The organism is Mesorhizobium sp. M2A.F.Ca.ET.046.03.2.1, from assembly GCF_003952425.1.
Classification (GTDB): domain Bacteria; phylum Pseudomonadota; class Alphaproteobacteria; order Rhizobiales; family Rhizobiaceae; genus Mesorhizobium.
Map to the genome: position 1 here is coordinate 3,586,736 of NZ_CP034449.1, position 16,591 is coordinate 3,603,326.

The window sequence follows — 16,591 nt, forward strand, 5'->3', positions numbered from 1 at the left end:
GTTCTTGAGGCCGCTGTAGGTTAGGTGTAAGGCCGTTCACCAAGCTCGTTTGAATGACAGTTCGCGCGACGAGCAGAAGCTCGTGCATCGTACCTTCTCCCAGACGCTCCCCAGCCAGCTGAGTGATGTAGACACCGGTCATCACCCGTTGCCATGGGATCTCTGGTCCTTCACCAGGATCGGTGCGGCGGTAACGGATCCCATCATCGCGCCTCTCATTCCCCAGCCGACTTGCGCGAGAAGAATAGGCCTATATTGCGGCAACCAAGACACTCTTTTTGGTGGTCATGACGTCACATCCTGCAACAGATAAATACAACTACTTCACAAGAATTTACCAATCGCAAACCACGAGCAGTGGTATGTTGGACGAACTCACGCGCGGAAAAAAACCAGACAAGCTATTCGGAGTCGACAAACATGAAAAGAAGAGCGCTTATCCTGATCGAGGGTACAAGGAACAATGGTCCTCTATATGTCCAAGCGGCCCGAAGTCTTGGCCTGCACTCGATTACCCTGGCGGCTGATCCACTTAGGCACTACTATCATGCCGCAGAAGACAGTGAGGTAATCTGTGTGGACACATCCAATCTCGATGCGCTGATTTGCGAGTGTGTTCGGCTGCATGCGACCTATGATATTGCTGGGATTACGAGCTCGGAGGAAGCTGCATATGCGACAGTCGGCATGCTCTGTCGACATTTCAATCTGCCAGGTCCGAACGCCGAATCGGTTGAACGATGCTGCGATAAATTCACTCAACGTCAGCTGCTTGGGCAAGCCGACATTCCAATTCCTGCCTACGCGTTGGCAACGAATGCGAGCGAGGTTGTAAGCTCTGCCGCTAAAATCGGCTTTCCTGTAATTGTAAAACCAGCCACGGACACCGGCGGCAGCGAGGGGGTCCGATTGTGCGGCAGTAGCGAGGAGCTAATCCAGCATACTGCTTATCTATCAAGCAGGTGGAGTACATGGCAGTCCCCAGCAAGAATATTAGTGGAACAATTTGTGAAAGGCTTTCATTATTGGGTGGAGATGATGGGAGATGACGTCATTGGAATCGCCTCTCTCGAATTCGGTCCCTCGCCGCATTTCGTATATAATAGATGCGCCTATCCGGCCTTGCTTACCAATGAAGAGGATGAGCGCATCGCCGATGTTTCACTGAGGTGTTTACAGGCTCTCGACCTTCACTGGGGTCCGACCAACGTTGAACTCAGGTGGACGGCACATGGGCCGGTCGTCATTGAAGTAAATCCGCGTATGTCGGGCTCGCCCGGTGTTGAGCTAGTTGAGCTAGCTTGCGGTATCAATCTTATCCGAGAGCACATTAAACTCGTGATCGGCGATGAGGGCGATTTGCGCGGAACCCGTTCAGAAACTGCTGCTGCGCAATTCCTAGTTCCTGAACGGGACGGCGTTCTCGATTGGATCGATGGCGTCAGCCGGGCGGCTGCTGTACCTGGCGTCGCCAAAGTGAAGCTTTACCTTGAACCAAACACCACGATCAAAAGGAGAGGCGATCACCGAGACTTAATCGGATATGTGACCGCCAGCTCGCCTGACATCGCTCGGACGGAGGCGATACTTCAGCGGGCCGTCGGCTTAATTGAGTGGTCGGTTACATAGGTTCGATTTCCCTTGCTACCTGGCGGAGCGGCGCTTGTGTCCACCGTGTGGTGTTGCCGGGTTCAAGCGCCAGCCGCTGAAGATGATGAAGCCGACGTGCATCATTGTTGAAGCTGCTGAAGCGCTAGCGCAGCGAAGAAGAACCGCCAGGGAGCCATACGATCAGCGGATGGCGCACAGGATCGCTGGTCCTCGACGCACCCGTTTCCGGTTAACCTCCGAGCCAGCGACTGTCGGCCCTCCAACAGGGAAACCGGCAGTCCCGCGCGCGTCCGCAACAGCGGACGGTTGTCGTGCGTAGGACGGAGGAAATTCGCCCCTGCCTCGGGCGGTGAACGGGACAGCCGTAGGAGCGTCAGCAAAGCGCAGGCCGCAGGACGGGACGCGGGACGACTTTCCCCGTCCGCGGCGATCCGCATGTGTTTGCGTCAGGAGAAAGGCTGACCGGACGAAAGGCGCACTGCCGCTTCTCGAAAGTCCGGTCGCTGATCAGCGACGTGCGGTAGGATCGGCCATAGCAGGGCCGAGTTCCCCCTGGAAGAAAAAACAGGTGTTGCACCCGTCGGGTCCCCCTCAATTGCTGGGCAGCCTGTTAACTTCCAGCCTGGCATACTCGCTCTCCAGGTCGTCTTGCGCGGGTTCGGCAATTCCTCGAGCGTCAGCTCCACGGCCAAGATCGCCCGCTCAACGATCTCACCCGCGTCGAGCTCGGCCAGGCCCGAATCAATACCGGCCCAGCTGGTTGGCTGCCAGTCGCAGGAGACTGAGATTCTGCATGGCAGAGTTTACTCGGCAAGCGCCAGCCAGCGCTCTCGGTGGGCCGCATTCATACCCCAACAGAGCGCGTTCAAAGCTGAGGTTGCCGCCAAGGCGCTGTCAAGCAGAGGCTTATCGCGAAATAGAGACGTACGGGCTGCGATCGTTCGAAGGTCGTCGAACGATCGACCTGATTGCAGACCGCGCATACGCCTACGAGGCCCGGGGGTACGTCCTGGGATGTTTTAGAACAGCCATGCCCGCATTACTCCAGGAGCTTGGCGCAAGGCAACGGAGGCCTACGAGTTCTGCTGCACCCGGACAAGGAGCCCGTGTGCCGGTACTCACCAAACCGCCAGCTGGTTCCGAAATAAGGCGATGTCGCAGGTCCGAACAGCTTGCGCACGACTGCGCGAGGCATAAACTGGTTTTAACCCTAGCGAAACCTTTTGTGCATTCTCAGGGCAGTTGCTGGTGCTTACGATTAGAATGACACAAGCAAGGCTCGGCTTGCCGGATCCTGAGTATGTAATACTCCGCTTCCGCCGCTGCAGAAGCCAGTCGTCGGGGGGAACTTCGGCGGGGGGAAGGAAGCCGCGGGTCTCGATCAGCGGGATGGCATCTGGGTTTGAGGTAGCAGAACCGGGGAAGCGTCTTCACCGCTTCCCCGTCGATCCTGCGGATAGGGGCAGAGCTTGGCAAGCTAGTCCGCTCGGCAGATCGCAGAGGCGGTGGCATCGCCCAGACCATCGTGCCTCACGCGATGTCCCGCTGCCTATGCATGTCGCTCGTCGAAGTGAAGGGTGGAAAGGCAGTTGGATAAAAGGTTTGCAGGTAAGGTGGCTCTCGTGACGGGCGGGCGTAGCGGCATCGGTCTTGCGACTGCGCGACGTCTAAGGGACGAGGGCGCTCGCGTGTTCACCGCTCAACGTGGTGAGGACCGGGAATTCGAGGCCATTTCGGTCGACTTCACAGCTCCGACCAAGGCGGCTCATGCTATCAAAGCGGTTGTCGAACGGGCGGGACGGCTCGATGTCCTGGTAAACAACGCCGGGGTCATGCAGGAGGCGCTCGTCGAAGATATGAGCCTAGCAGATTGGGAGAGGACGATCGCCATAAATCTGACCACCCCATTCGTGCTGATAAAGGCGGCGATGCCTCACCTGCGGTCCACTGGCGGCGCGATCGTGAATGTCGGATCGATCGAGGGGCTGGGATCCAACCCGAAACACGCGGCCTATTGCGCCTCCAAGGCTGGTCTCCACGGTCTCACCCGCGCGGTTGCGATCGACCACGGCGCCGAAGGTGTGCGCTGCAACGCTGTCGCGCCTGGCTGGATCGACACCGACCTGAACTTGGATTTCATCGAGAGCATGCCGGACCCCAAGCGCTTTCGCCAGCAGATCGGTAATATCCATCCAATTGGGCGAACGGGGAAGCCGGAGGAGGTCGCGAACCTCGTAGTCTGGCTGGCTTCGCCAGAATCCTCGTTTATCACCGGTCAGGTGTGGACGATCGATGGAGGCCGAATGGCGAAGCTCAGTCTGCCACAGTAGAACCTGCGCAGGTTTGCCAAGCCGGACTTCATTGGACACCGCTCTCTTAAAAGGTGTTTGACAGCTTAGGTTGCAACCTGAGCGAAACGTTTGCGTTGTGCCCGGTATGAAAGAGGTCTAGGATTTCGGAGGATCTCTTGCAGTATAGTTCTAGAATTTTCTAAGCGAAAATTAACGAGCTTAAGTTCTGCGCAATGCAAGCGAAACAGGAGTATGATGGACGGTACCTTATGTTTTTTTGGATGGGAGTCGGTTTCAGCGGACACCTCCATGTGCTTCCCAATATACGTCGACCGGGCTAGATTTGGGATGTCGTGAGACGGCGATACATTTTGTACCGGGAATGGGCGCTCTCGCGGTCGGGCACTCGATCCTGATACTTGGCGCTCAGGCCAGGCCCATCGCTAGTTCCAACGCCTGCCGTTCGAAGAGGCGGCGGTAAATGCCACCATCGAGATCGATCAGCGCGGCATGATCGCCGTCCTCCATGATGCGGCCACGGTCGAAGACGAGCAGCCGATCGAGCGAGCGGACCGTCGACAGCCGGTGTGCGATGACGAGTGTGGTTCGACCCACCATCAACCGATCCACCGCTTGTTGAATGAGCACCTCGGATTCCGAATCGAGGCTCGATGTGGCCTCGTCAAGAATAAGGATCGGCGCGTTCGCCAGGAAGGCGCGCGCGATCGCCACGCGCTGGCGCTCGCCGCCGGAGAGCTTCAAACCTCTTTCGCCGACCAATGTCCCATAGCCCTTCGGCAGGGGCGCGATGAAGTCATGCGCACTGGCCAGCCGTGCCGCTTGCTCGATTTCGGCCTGGCTCGCGCCAGGCCGGCCATAGGCGATGTTCTCGGCAAGCGACCTGTGAAACAGGATAGGCTCCTGCTGCACGATCGCGATCTGCGAACGGAGCGACTCTTGGGTCACCTCGGAGACGTCCTGGCCGTCTATCAGGATCCGGCCGCCGCTCAGGTCGTAGAGTCTCTGGATGAGCTTCACGAATGTTGACTTGCCGGAACCGGAAGGTCCAACCAACCCAACCCTTTCGCCAGCCTCAATCGACAGCGAACATTGGCTATAGATCGGCAGGGGATGGTTGGCGTAACGGAAGTGGACGTTCTCGAAATCGATGCGGCCCGTCGTGATCCGGATCGGCTTGGCCTCTGGACGATCCGCAACATCCAGCTGCTGATTGTGGATGGCCACCAGTTCTTCCATATCATTAACCGAGCGTTGCACGGTGCGGACATGCATGCCGGCATCACGCAGATAGCCCTTCAGGACGATGAAGGACGTGAGAACATAGGCTATCTCGCCCGGCGTTGCCTGTCCATGCGACCACAGAAGCAGGGCATATCCGACCACCGCCACCCTGAGCGCAACCAAAGTGACGCCTTGGGTTGAGTCGACGATCGTTCCGCGCACCCAACTCCGGCGCGCGCGGTGCCGCCATTTGGTCATGATATTTTCAAGCCGCTGGTCTTCGCGAACCTCGGCGCCGAAGCCTTTGACCACAGCGTTGCAACTGACCGCGTCCGCAAGCGCGCCGCCGAGCTTTGTGTCCCATTGGTTGGCAAGGCTCGCCGCCGGCGCGACATAGCTGAGCGACAGCGAAATCGAAAACGCTAGATAGATCAGAGAGCCGCAAGCAAAGATCACGCCCATGACCGGCCAGTGCCAGCCGAGCAGCGCCGTCGAACCTACCAAGATGATAAAGGACGGGAACAGCGCGACCAATATTGTGCTGTTTAGAGGGTCGAGCGCCCACATGCCGCGCGTTATCTTGCGCACTGTCGAGCCGGCGAAGCTGTTCGCATGCCAGTCTGTCGAAAAGCGCTGGACATGATAGAACGCTTCGTTCGCGACATCGGACATCATCTTCAGCAAAAGATCGTTCAGGCCAATGACGGCGATGTGGCGCATGGCGATGGCAACGAGCGCAAGCGCAATCGGTACAGAGAAGGCTGCAAGGGCCGAATGCCAGGCTGGTGCTGCCACAGCAGCGCCGCCTGCAACAGCATCGATGAGACGACCTGAATAGACCGGCATCAGCACGTCAGCCAGCGTGGAGGCAAGCATCGCAGCCGTGATGATCGCGAGCCGCACCGGCTGCCGGCTCCAGTGGCGGACAGTGAAGGCGAGTACGTGGCGACCAGTGGCGCCGCGTCCATGGACGGGGAAACGTTTCATAGTTTCCAAGCGGGCGCATCAACACGCTCGGTCCCAAAGACGTTAAAAGACAAAACTAGAATTTTCGACCTCCCCCATAACAGCATCAATTTTGGCGGGCAGCTCCTGCCGCCTCACGACGGTGATGTTCAAAAGTCGTGCCAACTGAGCGGGAACATCCGAAGGACAAATTCAGCAGGTTACCGAGCCTGGAGAAAGTCAGCCGCGATCCAGTCGAATACTTTTGCTACGGCTGCCCAGCTCGGGAGATTGGAAAAGAAGGTCGACGTATCGATTGAATTGTGAACTTGTTCTTTCTCCATCCGATAAGCGGAGTGAGTGCATCACGTTGCCTCGATCAAATAAGTACAGTTGCCATGCAGCTTTCTCAGGCCCGGGACTTAGGTGCTGATTTCAAAAGCGCGCCGCGAATACGTTCCTGCCCATATTCCGTCAATCGAATGCTCGACTGTCGGATTGTGCGCTCCCCGACACAGTGCTGTTCGGTTCGCCTCCTGGGTACCTCCCCCAGTCGATTGACGACCTGAAGAAGAAGCTTCGCTCGCAAGCTGGCACGACTCTTGAGGGTACTCCAGGTGGCGAAAGGAACTCCGGCTCGAGTCCCGTTGACTTCGGATGTTGCGAGGCTGGGCTGGAGCAAACTTTGCACCGATGAGAACGCAATGAAGGAGGCATCATGGAACTCCCGCAGGTGGAGTTAGACCTATTCCTCGAGATGACTGATGATATCGCTCAATCCGAACAGTTGTTCGAACGGATGTCTGCGTTTGCGCTGAAGTTCGATTGCCCGTGGATTGCCTATGGCCCGCTCGCATCAAAACAGGGGGTTTTCAAGCCGAACCGAGAGGGTTCTGTGGTGATGTGGAATTATCCTGCTGAATGGCAGGAGCGCTACTCGAGAATGGGCTATGCCAAAATAGACCCACTCATCAAGAAAGGTCGAAAGGAGGCGGGGCCCTTTCGATGGAGCGAGGTGTATACCGATGAAAGCATAACTGAAGATGGACGCCGCGTCTTGGACGAAGCAGCAACATTCGGCTTGAGGTCAGGCGTTACCGTCCCATTACATGGCCCTGGTGACAGCTTTAGGTTTGTGAGTTTTGCTCAATCCTCGGACTGCGAATTGCAGAATAGAACGATCACCTACCTGCAAATGGCCGCGCTGCGGTTTCATCGGATGGTTACGAAGTTCGACACTACGACTGCGTCGGAACGAGTACATAACCTGTCTCCGAGAGAAATACATTGCATTGATTGGGTGTCGAAAGGAAAATCGTCATGGGAAATAGGAACTATTTTAGGCAGATCACGAAATACGATAGATTTCCATTTAAAAAATGTAATGCGGAAGTTGGATGCGACCAGCAGAACGGTAGCTGTTGTAAAAGCTTTGAAACTTGGGATTATCGAACCGCCGTAGGTGCGCAGCTAGTTCTCCGCCCGTAGTAGCGCGCGTGATAGCCGAGAGCTCCGGCGTGCGCTCGCTCTTCGAAGCCCCAGCGCCTCGTCCATCTCGGCCTCGAGCACCTCCTGCATCACCCACCTCGTTCGATCTATCCGGGTTTCAAAGCAGAATGTCTTTGACGGCAGCGCTGGCGGTCTTACTTTCCGTCTTGATCATGGCGGCGTTCCTTCCAGGGAATCGGTGACGTTGAGCACCACCCTGTCATGACCGCCCGCTCTCAGCGAATTTGCAGAACTCAGCACGCCATTCTGTCTTAAGCGACTGACGCATGAGTGATGTGTGTCCAAAATCTGACAGCCGTCAGAAAACATGTCGGGTTCAAAACAGCGGAGCGTCTTGGGCCTGTCGGGCTTTTCGAAGCCTATCACGCAGTAACTGCGCGCCAAGGGCACTGGCACGGCCTTTGCTGGTCGAGGTGCGGCAATATAGTGTGAGGGTTAAGCCGCATGAGAACACGGAACTCGCTCGACGTAAGGGATGATCGACCTCATCCAGAAAGCTTCTCTCCGGCGGGTTCGAGGGTGCTGCGCGCGCATCTCGGCGACGGGCCAGCGATCGACGATTGAGGCTACATCTCCGGAGCGAGTGATGCCTCGAAAATTGCAATGCTGTCTCTGGTCCGACGCGCTGGAAGTTTGTGAAGAGTCGGCCCGGCAAATCGGCGAACCGGTCGGCTTAGGCTGCGAAAAAGGGTAGATGGCCGCGTTGCCGCGGTGGATCAACAGGCGGTGTCAGAAAGCCAAAGGCACACGTACACTATCGTGGCGCTTCGCAGGAGGTAGATGGGAGTAATCACCAGTGATTTTACCGGAACTTCGCTCAGCAAACACAGCCGGCAGGGTTTTGGAGATAACGACGACCACGGGATGTGTCGTAGGATGTTCATATTGTCCCCAGGACAAGTTCGCGGTCCGGCAAAGAAAAGTGTCTCATGCGAGTCATCTGGGTCTTGAAGATTTCAAGCGGTGTCTGGCCCGCGTACCGACTTCCGTCGACATTGGTTTTGCGGGATACTCCGAACCTTGGCTCAATCCGGACTGCACCGAAATGGTGGAGCACGCCTTCGCCAAAGGCCATGGCATCAGGATTTTTACGACGCTGGTGGGAATGAACGGGCAGGACCTGCAGCGATTGCAAGCCTTGCGCTTGGGCGTATTCGTGGTCCATGTTTTCGATGACGGCACCTACATGAACAGCCGCCTGGTCGGAGACAAGTATCGCGATCTGGTTCGTCAACTCGTCGACGCGGACATCCCCTTGATCCGATTCGTGGCCTTGGGCGAGCCCCACCCAGATATAGCCGACATTATTCCTACCGAAGCACTGATAAAAGCGCGGCCGGTGAGCAGTAGGGGTGGAAGCGTCGACCCTAAGATCGTTGCACCACGTCAGCCAGTGCTCGGAGCCCTAACCTGCGTGGACGAACGACAGTATCGGAATGTTCTTCTTCCAAACGGCGACGTCACCCTGTGCTCCATGGATTTTGAACGGAGTCACGTATTGGGCAACCTTCTATATGAGGGTTACTCCGATCTGTTTGAAAAGCCAGTTTTTCGCGAAATCGTCGACCGCATGAATGGAGCGGATGGTTTTCTGCTTTGCAGAATGTGTGAATTCGCCGATCCAAACGACCGGACCTGGGCGGATGCCGGCCGAGAGGGCGTGCCTGGCAATGCGGATGGCCCCACGACAAATGCACCTGCTCGCGACGCCATCGTGTTTTCGCGTGAGGCGCGGCAGTGGGCCTCGACCACATCGAAAGGGGTCTTCGGCTTCCAACCGAGCTTGTCGGCCTGCCTGCCTTGAGGTAACGCCGATCACAGGTCAACCTCGGTCGGACGGAAACAGCGTTCGTCGATCCCGATCAGCGCTTGATTACTTACTCACGGCCCACCTCGTCAACGCCTTCAGCCTCCCAGACGATCTCCTGTTCGACTCGCCTGAAGGCAGCAGCCCCAGCTGCGGCCGGGGATGGTTGCCGTCGCGGTAGTTGACGCTCTCGAAACCGATGCGGCCCTTCGCCAGCGCGTCTCCCGGTTGCTTCCGCCTGGCCTACGAACGGGCTTTCCGTCAAGGGGGTCCACGGCGGCCCCGCCCTTTTGATCCGGCGGCTCGGGCCAGTTATCGCGCAAGAGATCGGAATCCGCATTCTTCTCAAAGAGAGCGTGGCTTTCGCTGTGTCATCGGTCATCAAATAGTTTCTTGAATCAGGTTGGTGTCCGCAGCCCGAGGTTGAACGGCGAATATTGATGACCGCCGCGAAGCCGCTCGCTCGCTACGGCGCCATCGAGGAGCGCGCTCGCGAGCGGCTTCGCTACCGCCGAGCGACACAACCTCTGGCGACGCGACCCTGCTGATCTCCTTGGACCCATTCATTTGTGCGGAGGCGCTATGGGCAGCGATGGGTGGGTACGTCAACTACCTGATGCCATAGTATCGGTGCTTTCGCGGAAGGTTTAGAAGCCATCTTGTTGCAGCACATTCCCCGAAGACATCCGAATGGAGGGCAACGCAACCAACAATATTCAATGAGGATCCCGGCACCACCAGACCAAACCCAGACCAAACAAAGCTGCCTCCGGCATTCTGCTTCAATGTTAAACGACGAACATATGCCGCAAACCACTAGCCATTAAACAGCTCTCTTCTTTGACGACTATGTGCAGAGGACTTAATATGGACACCGACGCTTTCACGGCTCATGAATCTAGCGTTCGTCGTTATTGCCGGGCGTTCCCCACCGTCTTTACGAAGGCCCTTGGGGCGACGATCTGGGACGAGACGGGTAAGCCCTTTATCGATTTCCTGGTGGGTTCCGGCGCACTCAACTACGGGCACAACAATCCGGATATTATGGCGCCGGCGATTGAATATCTCGTCGGTGAGAACATTCTTCTGTCGCTTGATATGCATACGGCGGCAAAGCGTGACTTCATTGAAGGGTTCGTCGATTGGATCCTGAAACCCAGAGGCCTTTCATACAAGATTCAGTTTCCTGGGCCGACCGGCACGAACGCCAACGAAGCGGCTCTGGCGCTGGCGCGAAAATACACCGGCCGCTCGAGCGTCATGGCCTTTACGAATGCGTTCCACGGCATGTCGCTCGGCTCTCTAGCGGTGTCGGGCTCGGCCTCAACCAGGGAACTGGGAGGCGTCGCTCGCCACGATGTGATCCGTGTTCCCTATGACGGCTATCCGAGCCAAGCTTTCGATTCCGCCAGTTACATCGACAGCGTTTTGAGCGACCCGGGGAGCGGCATAGAAAAGCCTGCCGCAATCATTCTGGAGACCATCCAGGCAGAGGGCGGCATGAACGCCGCATCCGCAGCGTGGCTCACGGAAATTCAGCGCATTTGCCGCACGCATGGCATTGTTTTTATCGTCGACGACATCCAGGCAGGTGCGGGCCGAACTGGCGACTTCTTCTCATTCGAGTCTGCAAAAATCGAACCGGATATTGTTTGTCTTTCTAAGTCCCTTAGCGGTTCAGGTAGTCCGTTGTCCATCGTTCTGATTCGACCCGACTTGGATATATGGAAGCCCGGAGAACATAGCGGGACCTTCAGAGGAAACAATTTCGCCTTCGTGACGGCAGGAGCCATGTGCAAGATGTGGTCGGATAGGAAATTTACTGCAGGTGTCGAGCGGACAGCCGTCAGGCTGCAAACGCACCTCGATCGCCTGGTTGCGAAATTTCCAAGATACATCGAACAGAAGCGCGGCCGCGGTCTGATGGCCGGCCTGAAATGCCGTTCACCGGCAGTTGTCGGCCGCGTGCACGATGTCGCATTCGAAAATGGCCTTCTTATCGAATCCTCGGGGCCAAATCGCGACGTTATCAAAGTCCTCCCGCCGATAACCATCACCGATGCCGAACTCGATCGTGGCATCACCATCCTTGAACACGCACTACAGGAGCAAGACAATGCCTAGTCAGATATCTCAAGTGCCAGCCATCTCGCCGGTTTCGATCAAAGAACGGACCGGGTCGATCAACACGGCGGAGATCATCTCGGTCCTGAAAGGTGAGCTCACCGCTCTGCACATCAAGCAAGCTTTCAGCACCGAAGTAGCAGAGGAGATCACTACGAACTTTATTGGAAGCTCCGGTCTCAGAGAGCGTAAAGATGGTGTGCCCGGACAATATGTCGGTGCATCTCACTACAGAAAGGATGCAGCCACCTATTTCGCAGACGCCGAAAACGCGCGGCCGTACGTCGATGCCCTTTTTAAGAATTTGGTTGACCCGGTTCGAGCAGTATTCGGGGCGTTGAAGCGAGAGCTTCACAACCAGGGAATCGAATTGCGGCTAGCGCGTTCCGAACACGGCCAGGCCAATGTTTGTCGCGGCCTCAGTTGGTCGGGCACAGGCACGTTTTCCTTGGATCCCCACGACGACGTCGCTCAAGTCTTACGTGCTGGCGATGATTACGAGCTTTCTGCGGTGGCGCACAATACGGTCGCAGCGCTCAACCTCTATCCCAGCATGCCTGAGGAAGGCGGCAATCTGAAGCTCTGGAGCCACAAGCCGACGGTTGCGGACCGGATATCGCAAGGTGTGGAGACCACTGGATACCCCTATTCGGCAGCCTATCTGGAGGCCGTCCCTTGCCGCGAGTTCGAGCTCAAAACTGGGGATATCGCCCTAATCGATGGCGGCTTCGTTCACGGGGTTACCGGTCAATCAGGCAACGGAAAGCGTCGCGTGCTGCTGAATTGCTTTTTCGGATTTGCGCGGCCAGATCTTGTTCTCTGGTGGACCTGAGTGGATGTCCCCGACCGCGGGTCATATCGGCCTGAGTGGGAGCGCCGCGGCGAACAGAAGCCACAAAAGCTCCTGAACCGTCTAGCAGGAGCGGGAAGTAGTCGGCGGTGGCCAGGGAGGCGCCGCCGACGTCGTCCTGATTGTGGGCGATACAGGTGCCGCCCCTCCGGTGTTCAGCTTTGATTGTGCCGATGACGGGCTCGACCGCGTGGCGGTTCCCTTGTCTCGCGATTCATTTCCGGTGTCATGTTCCACCTAGTGCTGAAAACTCCAACCTGGGCTTTGCGGCACGTTGTGCCAGGATGCGCCGGCTACTCAGGGCAGAAGAACTCTTCACCCCAGAACTGGGTATTCGGGTCTCTCCACCCAGGGCGCGCCAGCTCCTCATCCGACAGACTGAAGGTGTCTTCGGGATCATATCAGACGGCCATCAGCCGCATCGGAATTCGGCGGTTCGCAATTTGGATCACGTGAGACTGGGGAGCCAATTTACCGCAAATATGCACTTTTGAAAGGACGTCCAAATGTCTCCGGTGGAATTCACAGCGGGCGCTGCAAACGCCAGTCATTTCCGCAACACCGCTTCGGTCATTGATCGGACGCGAATGCATTTCGAACGGGCTCACCAACGTGGTCTCATGGGTGTTTACGGGCGGTCTTTAGAGGGGAGGGCGGTCATGATCACGGAGGGCGAGCGTCGAGGCGATACCATGGCCGACTACGTACGTTGTTGCTACCTCGGCTTGGACAATCATCCAGCTATCGTTGCAGGCGCGGTTGCCGCGATAAAGGAATACGGATCACTCCACTGGTCTTGTGCACGCACGCGCCTGAATTTCGGACTCGTTGGTGAACTTGAGGGATTGCTTTCCCAACTCTTTGGGGCGCGGATTATTACTTACTCGACGGTTATGATTGCCAACATGGGCGCACTGCCAATCATCGCCTCCGGACATTTAACGGGAGGTCAAAGACCTGTCATGGTGTTCGACCGTCTGGCACATGCCTCGCTTGCCTTTCATAAGCCAGTTGTGGCCGAGGAGACCCAAGTCGAGACAATTCCTCACAATGACCTCGATGCTTTGGAGCAGCTTTGCCGCAAGCATCCAATCGTCGCTTACGTCTGCGATGGCGTCTATTCGATGGGCGGCTTCGCGCCGATCGAAGGGCTTCTTGAGTTGCAGGAAAAGTATGGCCTTTTTCTTTACATCGACGACGCACACGGAATTTCACTATTTGGCGAAAGTGGCGAAGGTTTTGCGCGCTCGCAATTACCCAACGAGCTAGGTGAGCGCACGATCGTCGCGGCGTCCCTCGCCAAGGGCTTCGGCGCGTCGGGCGGCATGCTCATGCTGGGAACGGCATATCAAGAAGAGCTATTTCGTTGCTACTCCATTCCGCATGCCTTCTCGGCTTCGCCCAACGTTGCAGCTGTCGGTGCCGCTATGGCCTCGGCGAAAATCCACCGCACGAGCGAGCTCAGGGTTCGCCGAGATCAATTGATCGACCGCATCGCCCTGTTCGACGATCTCATCAACACAGATCAGCGAGGCGCTCCTCTGCCAATTCGCATGATTAATGTGGGCGATGAATTTGCGGCTATTGATTTCGCAGCACGCCTATTCGATGATGGCTTTTACACTTCCGTCACGTTCTTTCCGACGGTCGCTCGGGGCCATGCGGGCATACGCATCTGTCTTACAGCGAGTCACGATCTGTCAGACTTGGCGCGGCTCTGTAATAAGATTCAGATCCACGGACAATCCGTGTTTACCGCAACAGAGGAGCCTCACTGAACACCAAGAATTGTCAGTCGTCCGTGAACAACGAGATTAGTCAGGCTTCGAGTCCTCTCGGCTGACTGGGCTGCGATGAGAAGCCACAAAACCTGTGAACCAGTTGAGCAGGAGGGAGAAGTTGTAGCCGGCGGCGGCGTTGAGGGCGTCGCCCTGCTGGCCGGCGAGGAGTTGCGGCTCATCCGGTGCTCAGCCTTGATGTGGCCGATGCTCTATGGGCTTGCGAGCGTGTGGCCGCCATAGGGATTGCCGGGCAGCGCTTTTTGCATGCAGGGCGAACTGGCCGCCCGGACGCTTCAGCGTGGTGGCCACCGACACCTTCCCCCCGAACTCGTAGGGCATATGCGCCTTCCCTTGCCAATGCATTCCACCTCGTGCGCGTGCAGGCAGTAGATCTTGCGGACGCGCTGGCGCTGACGTTGCTGGAGAACGGTGGCGGCCTGGTAGAGCGGCCATTTGAAGAGCGCGTCCAGCCCCGCATTGCCGGCGATCTGGCGACCAATGTCGCGAATGGTCCGGCCGACATAGTCTTGAGCCTGCGCAGCGCCTTGTTGGCCCGCTTGAACTGCTTGGCGTGGGCATAGCGCTGGTGGCTGATCAGCGCCAGCTTGCCGACCCGCACATAGCTCTGGCGCAAATGGAGGCCCGTCCTCTTGGCCAGCCGCACCAGCCGCTCGCGCGCCCGGTGGATGAGCTTGGCGTCGGTCGGGAACATGACGTTCTTCGGCTGCACGGTGGTGTCGGTCCTCGGACTGATCCGGGGATCACCTGGCGCGTGTCGGCCGGCTTCATCGCCCCGGTCTTGACCGCAAGGCTGAGTCTCGCCTGCAACAGCGCCACGATCCGCTCCTCGCCCATGCGGCTGCGCCAACGCGTCATCAACGAGCGGTCGAACGGCAGCGTATGGCAAAAGAACGTCTCCCGGTGAGATACTGGAAATAGGGGTTCTCCACCCAGCGCTCGCACAGCACCTCGTCGGACAGGTTGAAGGTGTGCTTGAGGATCGCCAGCCCCGCCATCAGCCGGGTCGGCAGCGGCGGCATGCGGGGGCCGTCCGAATAGACCGCGCCAAAACGCTCCTCCAGCATCGGGCAGTCGATCGCATCCGCCAGCCGCACCAGCTCGTGCTTCATGCTGATGATCTGGTCGAGCCTGGAGCGGAACAGGTCCTGCTCTCCCGTCTCGCGCTTCTCGCGTGGCCCCGACATTCGCCGTCCCTCGATTCGCCCGCCGCCGGCCGAGCGAATCACGTTTCGGTTACAGCGTCTATGAAGCGCCCCGCCCACTTGTCTGATTCTAGGAAGGCAGACTATGTACAAAGGGCCGATTCAATTTGAATTCTAGAACAATCGTCATGCCACTCCATATGTAGCAAACCATTTAGTATGCGAAGGATGCGACACTTCCCGCTCTCGGGACTGGTCAACATGAGCTGAAAAAGGAAGGCTGCGACTTCGCAAAGCCCGGCGTGAGACTGGGCTGCTTGCGGAGCCGTCATGCCTTTGATCATCTTGTCGCAAAAAGAGCTGCCGCTCACGACCGCATCGCTCTCGGCGAATCAAAGAGCACGGAAAACGTGTATCGGATCGGGCACACTCACCATCGTAAGCTGCCATGACAGGTCGAATGTTCGCAAGTGCGACCTCGGCAAGCTGCGAGGTGGCGACCTTTACGTACAATGGCGTTGTGTTGATGCTTCGGTGCCCTAGAAGATCGACGACCTCGTTGACCGGCCTTCACTGCTTGACGAGCTGGGTAGCAAGACTGTGGCGCAGGAGATGCGCACCTGCGACTCGCCCGAGTTCAACCCCGCCATGTCGCAAACGCGCATTTGAATGCTGCCACGGGCGGCGTGAAGGACAGGAACAGATACGGACTATCCACCTTCGGTCGAGCGCGCAGGACGTAGTCGGCGAGCGCGGCGCCGGTCTCCTCGAGCGGCGGCGCCACCCGATCCCGCTTGCCCTTGGTGCGCCGGACCGATACCTCGCCAGCACGCCAGTCGATATCCTGCAGCTGAATGGCGCGTAGCTCACCGTTGCGAATGCCCGTCGTGGCGAGTAGCAGCAGGGCTCGATCGCGGATGTCGACGGGCGTCGTTGCGCCGATCGCATCGATTGTCGCCGAAGGTCATCCCATGAAGACGCGGCGGCAAATGCGCCAAACCGCTTTGATGGGTCCGCGGCTTCGGTGCCGGCGAAGCCCTCCGCCTCTACCTGCTGGCCATCCAGGCCCAGAAGCAACTGGTCCTCGGGCAGGCCCTCCGCCCTTGGCCCGAAGCGATAGCGCTGCAACTCCTTGATGATTTGGCGGAGCCTCTCATTCTCCGCACGCGCGGCCAGAAGCATCGCCTGAAGCCAAAACCTCGAGGCGTTGACGGCTGAGCACGTCCTCGCTGCTGTCGAGCATCCGCTGTCGCTATCGGCCACCACCT

The 16,591-nt window shown here is 57.8% G+C and carries 9 protein-coding genes and 2 pseudogenes; 7 read left to right on the forward strand and 4 right to left on the reverse strand.

The window, feature by feature from the left end:
- Window positions 1-420: 420 nt before the first annotated feature.
- Entirely contained in the window at window positions 421-1,629 is a 1,209-nt protein-coding gene (locus EJ072_RS17190; protein ID WP_126080642.1) for an acetyl-CoA carboxylase biotin carboxylase subunit family protein, read from the forward strand.
- Between the two features lie 1,571 nt (window positions 1,630-3,200).
- Window positions 3,201-3,941: an SDR family oxidoreductase gene (locus EJ072_RS17195; RefSeq protein ID WP_126080643.1), complete on the forward strand. Its 741-nt coding sequence runs from the start codon at window positions 3,201-3,203 to the stop codon at window positions 3,939-3,941.
- Between the two features lie 387 nt (window positions 3,942-4,328).
- Here EJ072_RS17195 and EJ072_RS17200 read toward each other — a convergent pair whose 3' ends face one another.
- Window positions 4,329-6,131 (reverse strand): ABC transporter ATP-binding protein, encoded by a 1,803-nt coding sequence (locus tag EJ072_RS17200; protein ID WP_126080644.1) that lies wholly within the window; start codon window positions 6,129-6,131, stop codon window positions 4,329-4,331.
- Window positions 6,132-6,807: 676 nt separating this feature from the next.
- Between EJ072_RS17200 and EJ072_RS17205 the strand changes: the two genes are divergently transcribed.
- The 5 genes from EJ072_RS17205 (at window position 6,808) to EJ072_RS17225 (ending at window position 14,157) form a co-directional block, all read left to right on the forward strand.
- On the forward strand, window positions 6,808-7,551 hold the full coding sequence (locus EJ072_RS17205; RefSeq protein WP_126080645.1) for a LuxR family transcriptional regulator: 744 nt from the start codon (window positions 6,808-6,810) through the stop codon (window positions 7,549-7,551).
- A gap of 969 nt (window positions 7,552-8,520) precedes the next feature.
- The gene (locus tag EJ072_RS17210; RefSeq protein WP_245466457.1) at window positions 8,521-9,402 is read left to right on the forward strand and encodes an SPASM domain-containing protein; all 882 of its coding nucleotides are present in this window, start codon (window positions 8,521-8,523) and stop codon (window positions 9,400-9,402) included.
- 870 nt (window positions 9,403-10,272) lie between these two features.
- The gene (gene ectB / locus EJ072_RS17215; protein WP_126080646.1) at window positions 10,273-11,529 is read left to right on the forward strand and encodes a diaminobutyrate--2-oxoglutarate transaminase; all 1,257 of its coding nucleotides are present in this window, start codon (window positions 10,273-10,275) and stop codon (window positions 11,527-11,529) included.
- Window positions 11,522-12,361: a hypothetical protein gene (locus EJ072_RS17220; RefSeq protein ID WP_126080647.1), complete on the forward strand. Its 840-nt coding sequence runs from the start codon at window positions 11,522-11,524 to the stop codon at window positions 12,359-12,361. The genes ectB and EJ072_RS17220 overlap by 8 nt, the downstream gene beginning before the upstream one ends.
- A gap of 524 nt (window positions 12,362-12,885) precedes the next feature.
- Window positions 12,886-14,157, forward strand: a complete 1,272-nt coding sequence (locus EJ072_RS17225; RefSeq protein ID WP_126080648.1) for an aminotransferase class I/II-fold pyridoxal phosphate-dependent enzyme — start codon at window positions 12,886-12,888, stop codon at window positions 14,155-14,157.
- A 36-nt stretch (window positions 14,158-14,193) separates the two neighbouring features.
- Here EJ072_RS17225 and EJ072_RS17230 read toward each other — a convergent pair.
- The 3 genes and pseudogenes from EJ072_RS17230 to EJ072_RS37540 form a co-directional block, all read right to left on the reverse strand.
- Window positions 14,194-15,365 (reverse strand): annotated as a pseudogene (locus EJ072_RS17230) (IS5 family transposase).
- Window positions 15,366-15,960: 595 nt separating this feature from the next.
- A complete protein-coding gene (locus EJ072_RS36850) occupies window positions 15,961-16,275 on the reverse strand; it encodes a tyrosine-type recombinase/integrase (RefSeq protein WP_348627501.1) in 315 nt (104 codons plus the stop codon).
- Window positions 16,276-16,322: 47 nt separating this feature from the next.
- Window positions 16,323-16,505: pseudogene (locus tag EJ072_RS37540) on the reverse strand (transposase); the annotation flags it as partial.
- Window positions 16,506-16,591: the final 86 nt, after the last annotated feature.

Coding starts and splice junctions, on each gene's coding strand:
- EJ072_RS17200 (WP_126080644.1), bottom strand. CDS start 6,131: ATGAAACGTTTCCCCGTCCATGGACGCGGCGCCACTGGTCGCCACGTA.
- EJ072_RS17190 (WP_126080642.1), top strand. CDS start 421: ATGAAAAGAAGAGCGCTTATCCTGATCGAGGGTACAAGGAACAATGGT.
- EJ072_RS17205 (WP_126080645.1), top strand. CDS start 6,808: ATGGAACTCCCGCAGGTGGAGTTAGACCTATTCCTCGAGATGACTGAT.
- EJ072_RS17220 (WP_126080647.1), top strand. CDS start 11,522: ATGCCTAGTCAGATATCTCAAGTGCCAGCCATCTCGCCGGTTTCGATC.
- EJ072_RS17225 (WP_126080648.1), top strand. CDS start 12,886: ATGTCTCCGGTGGAATTCACAGCGGGCGCTGCAAACGCCAGTCATTTC.
- ectB (WP_126080646.1), top strand. CDS start 10,273: ATGGACACCGACGCTTTCACGGCTCATGAATCTAGCGTTCGTCGTTAT.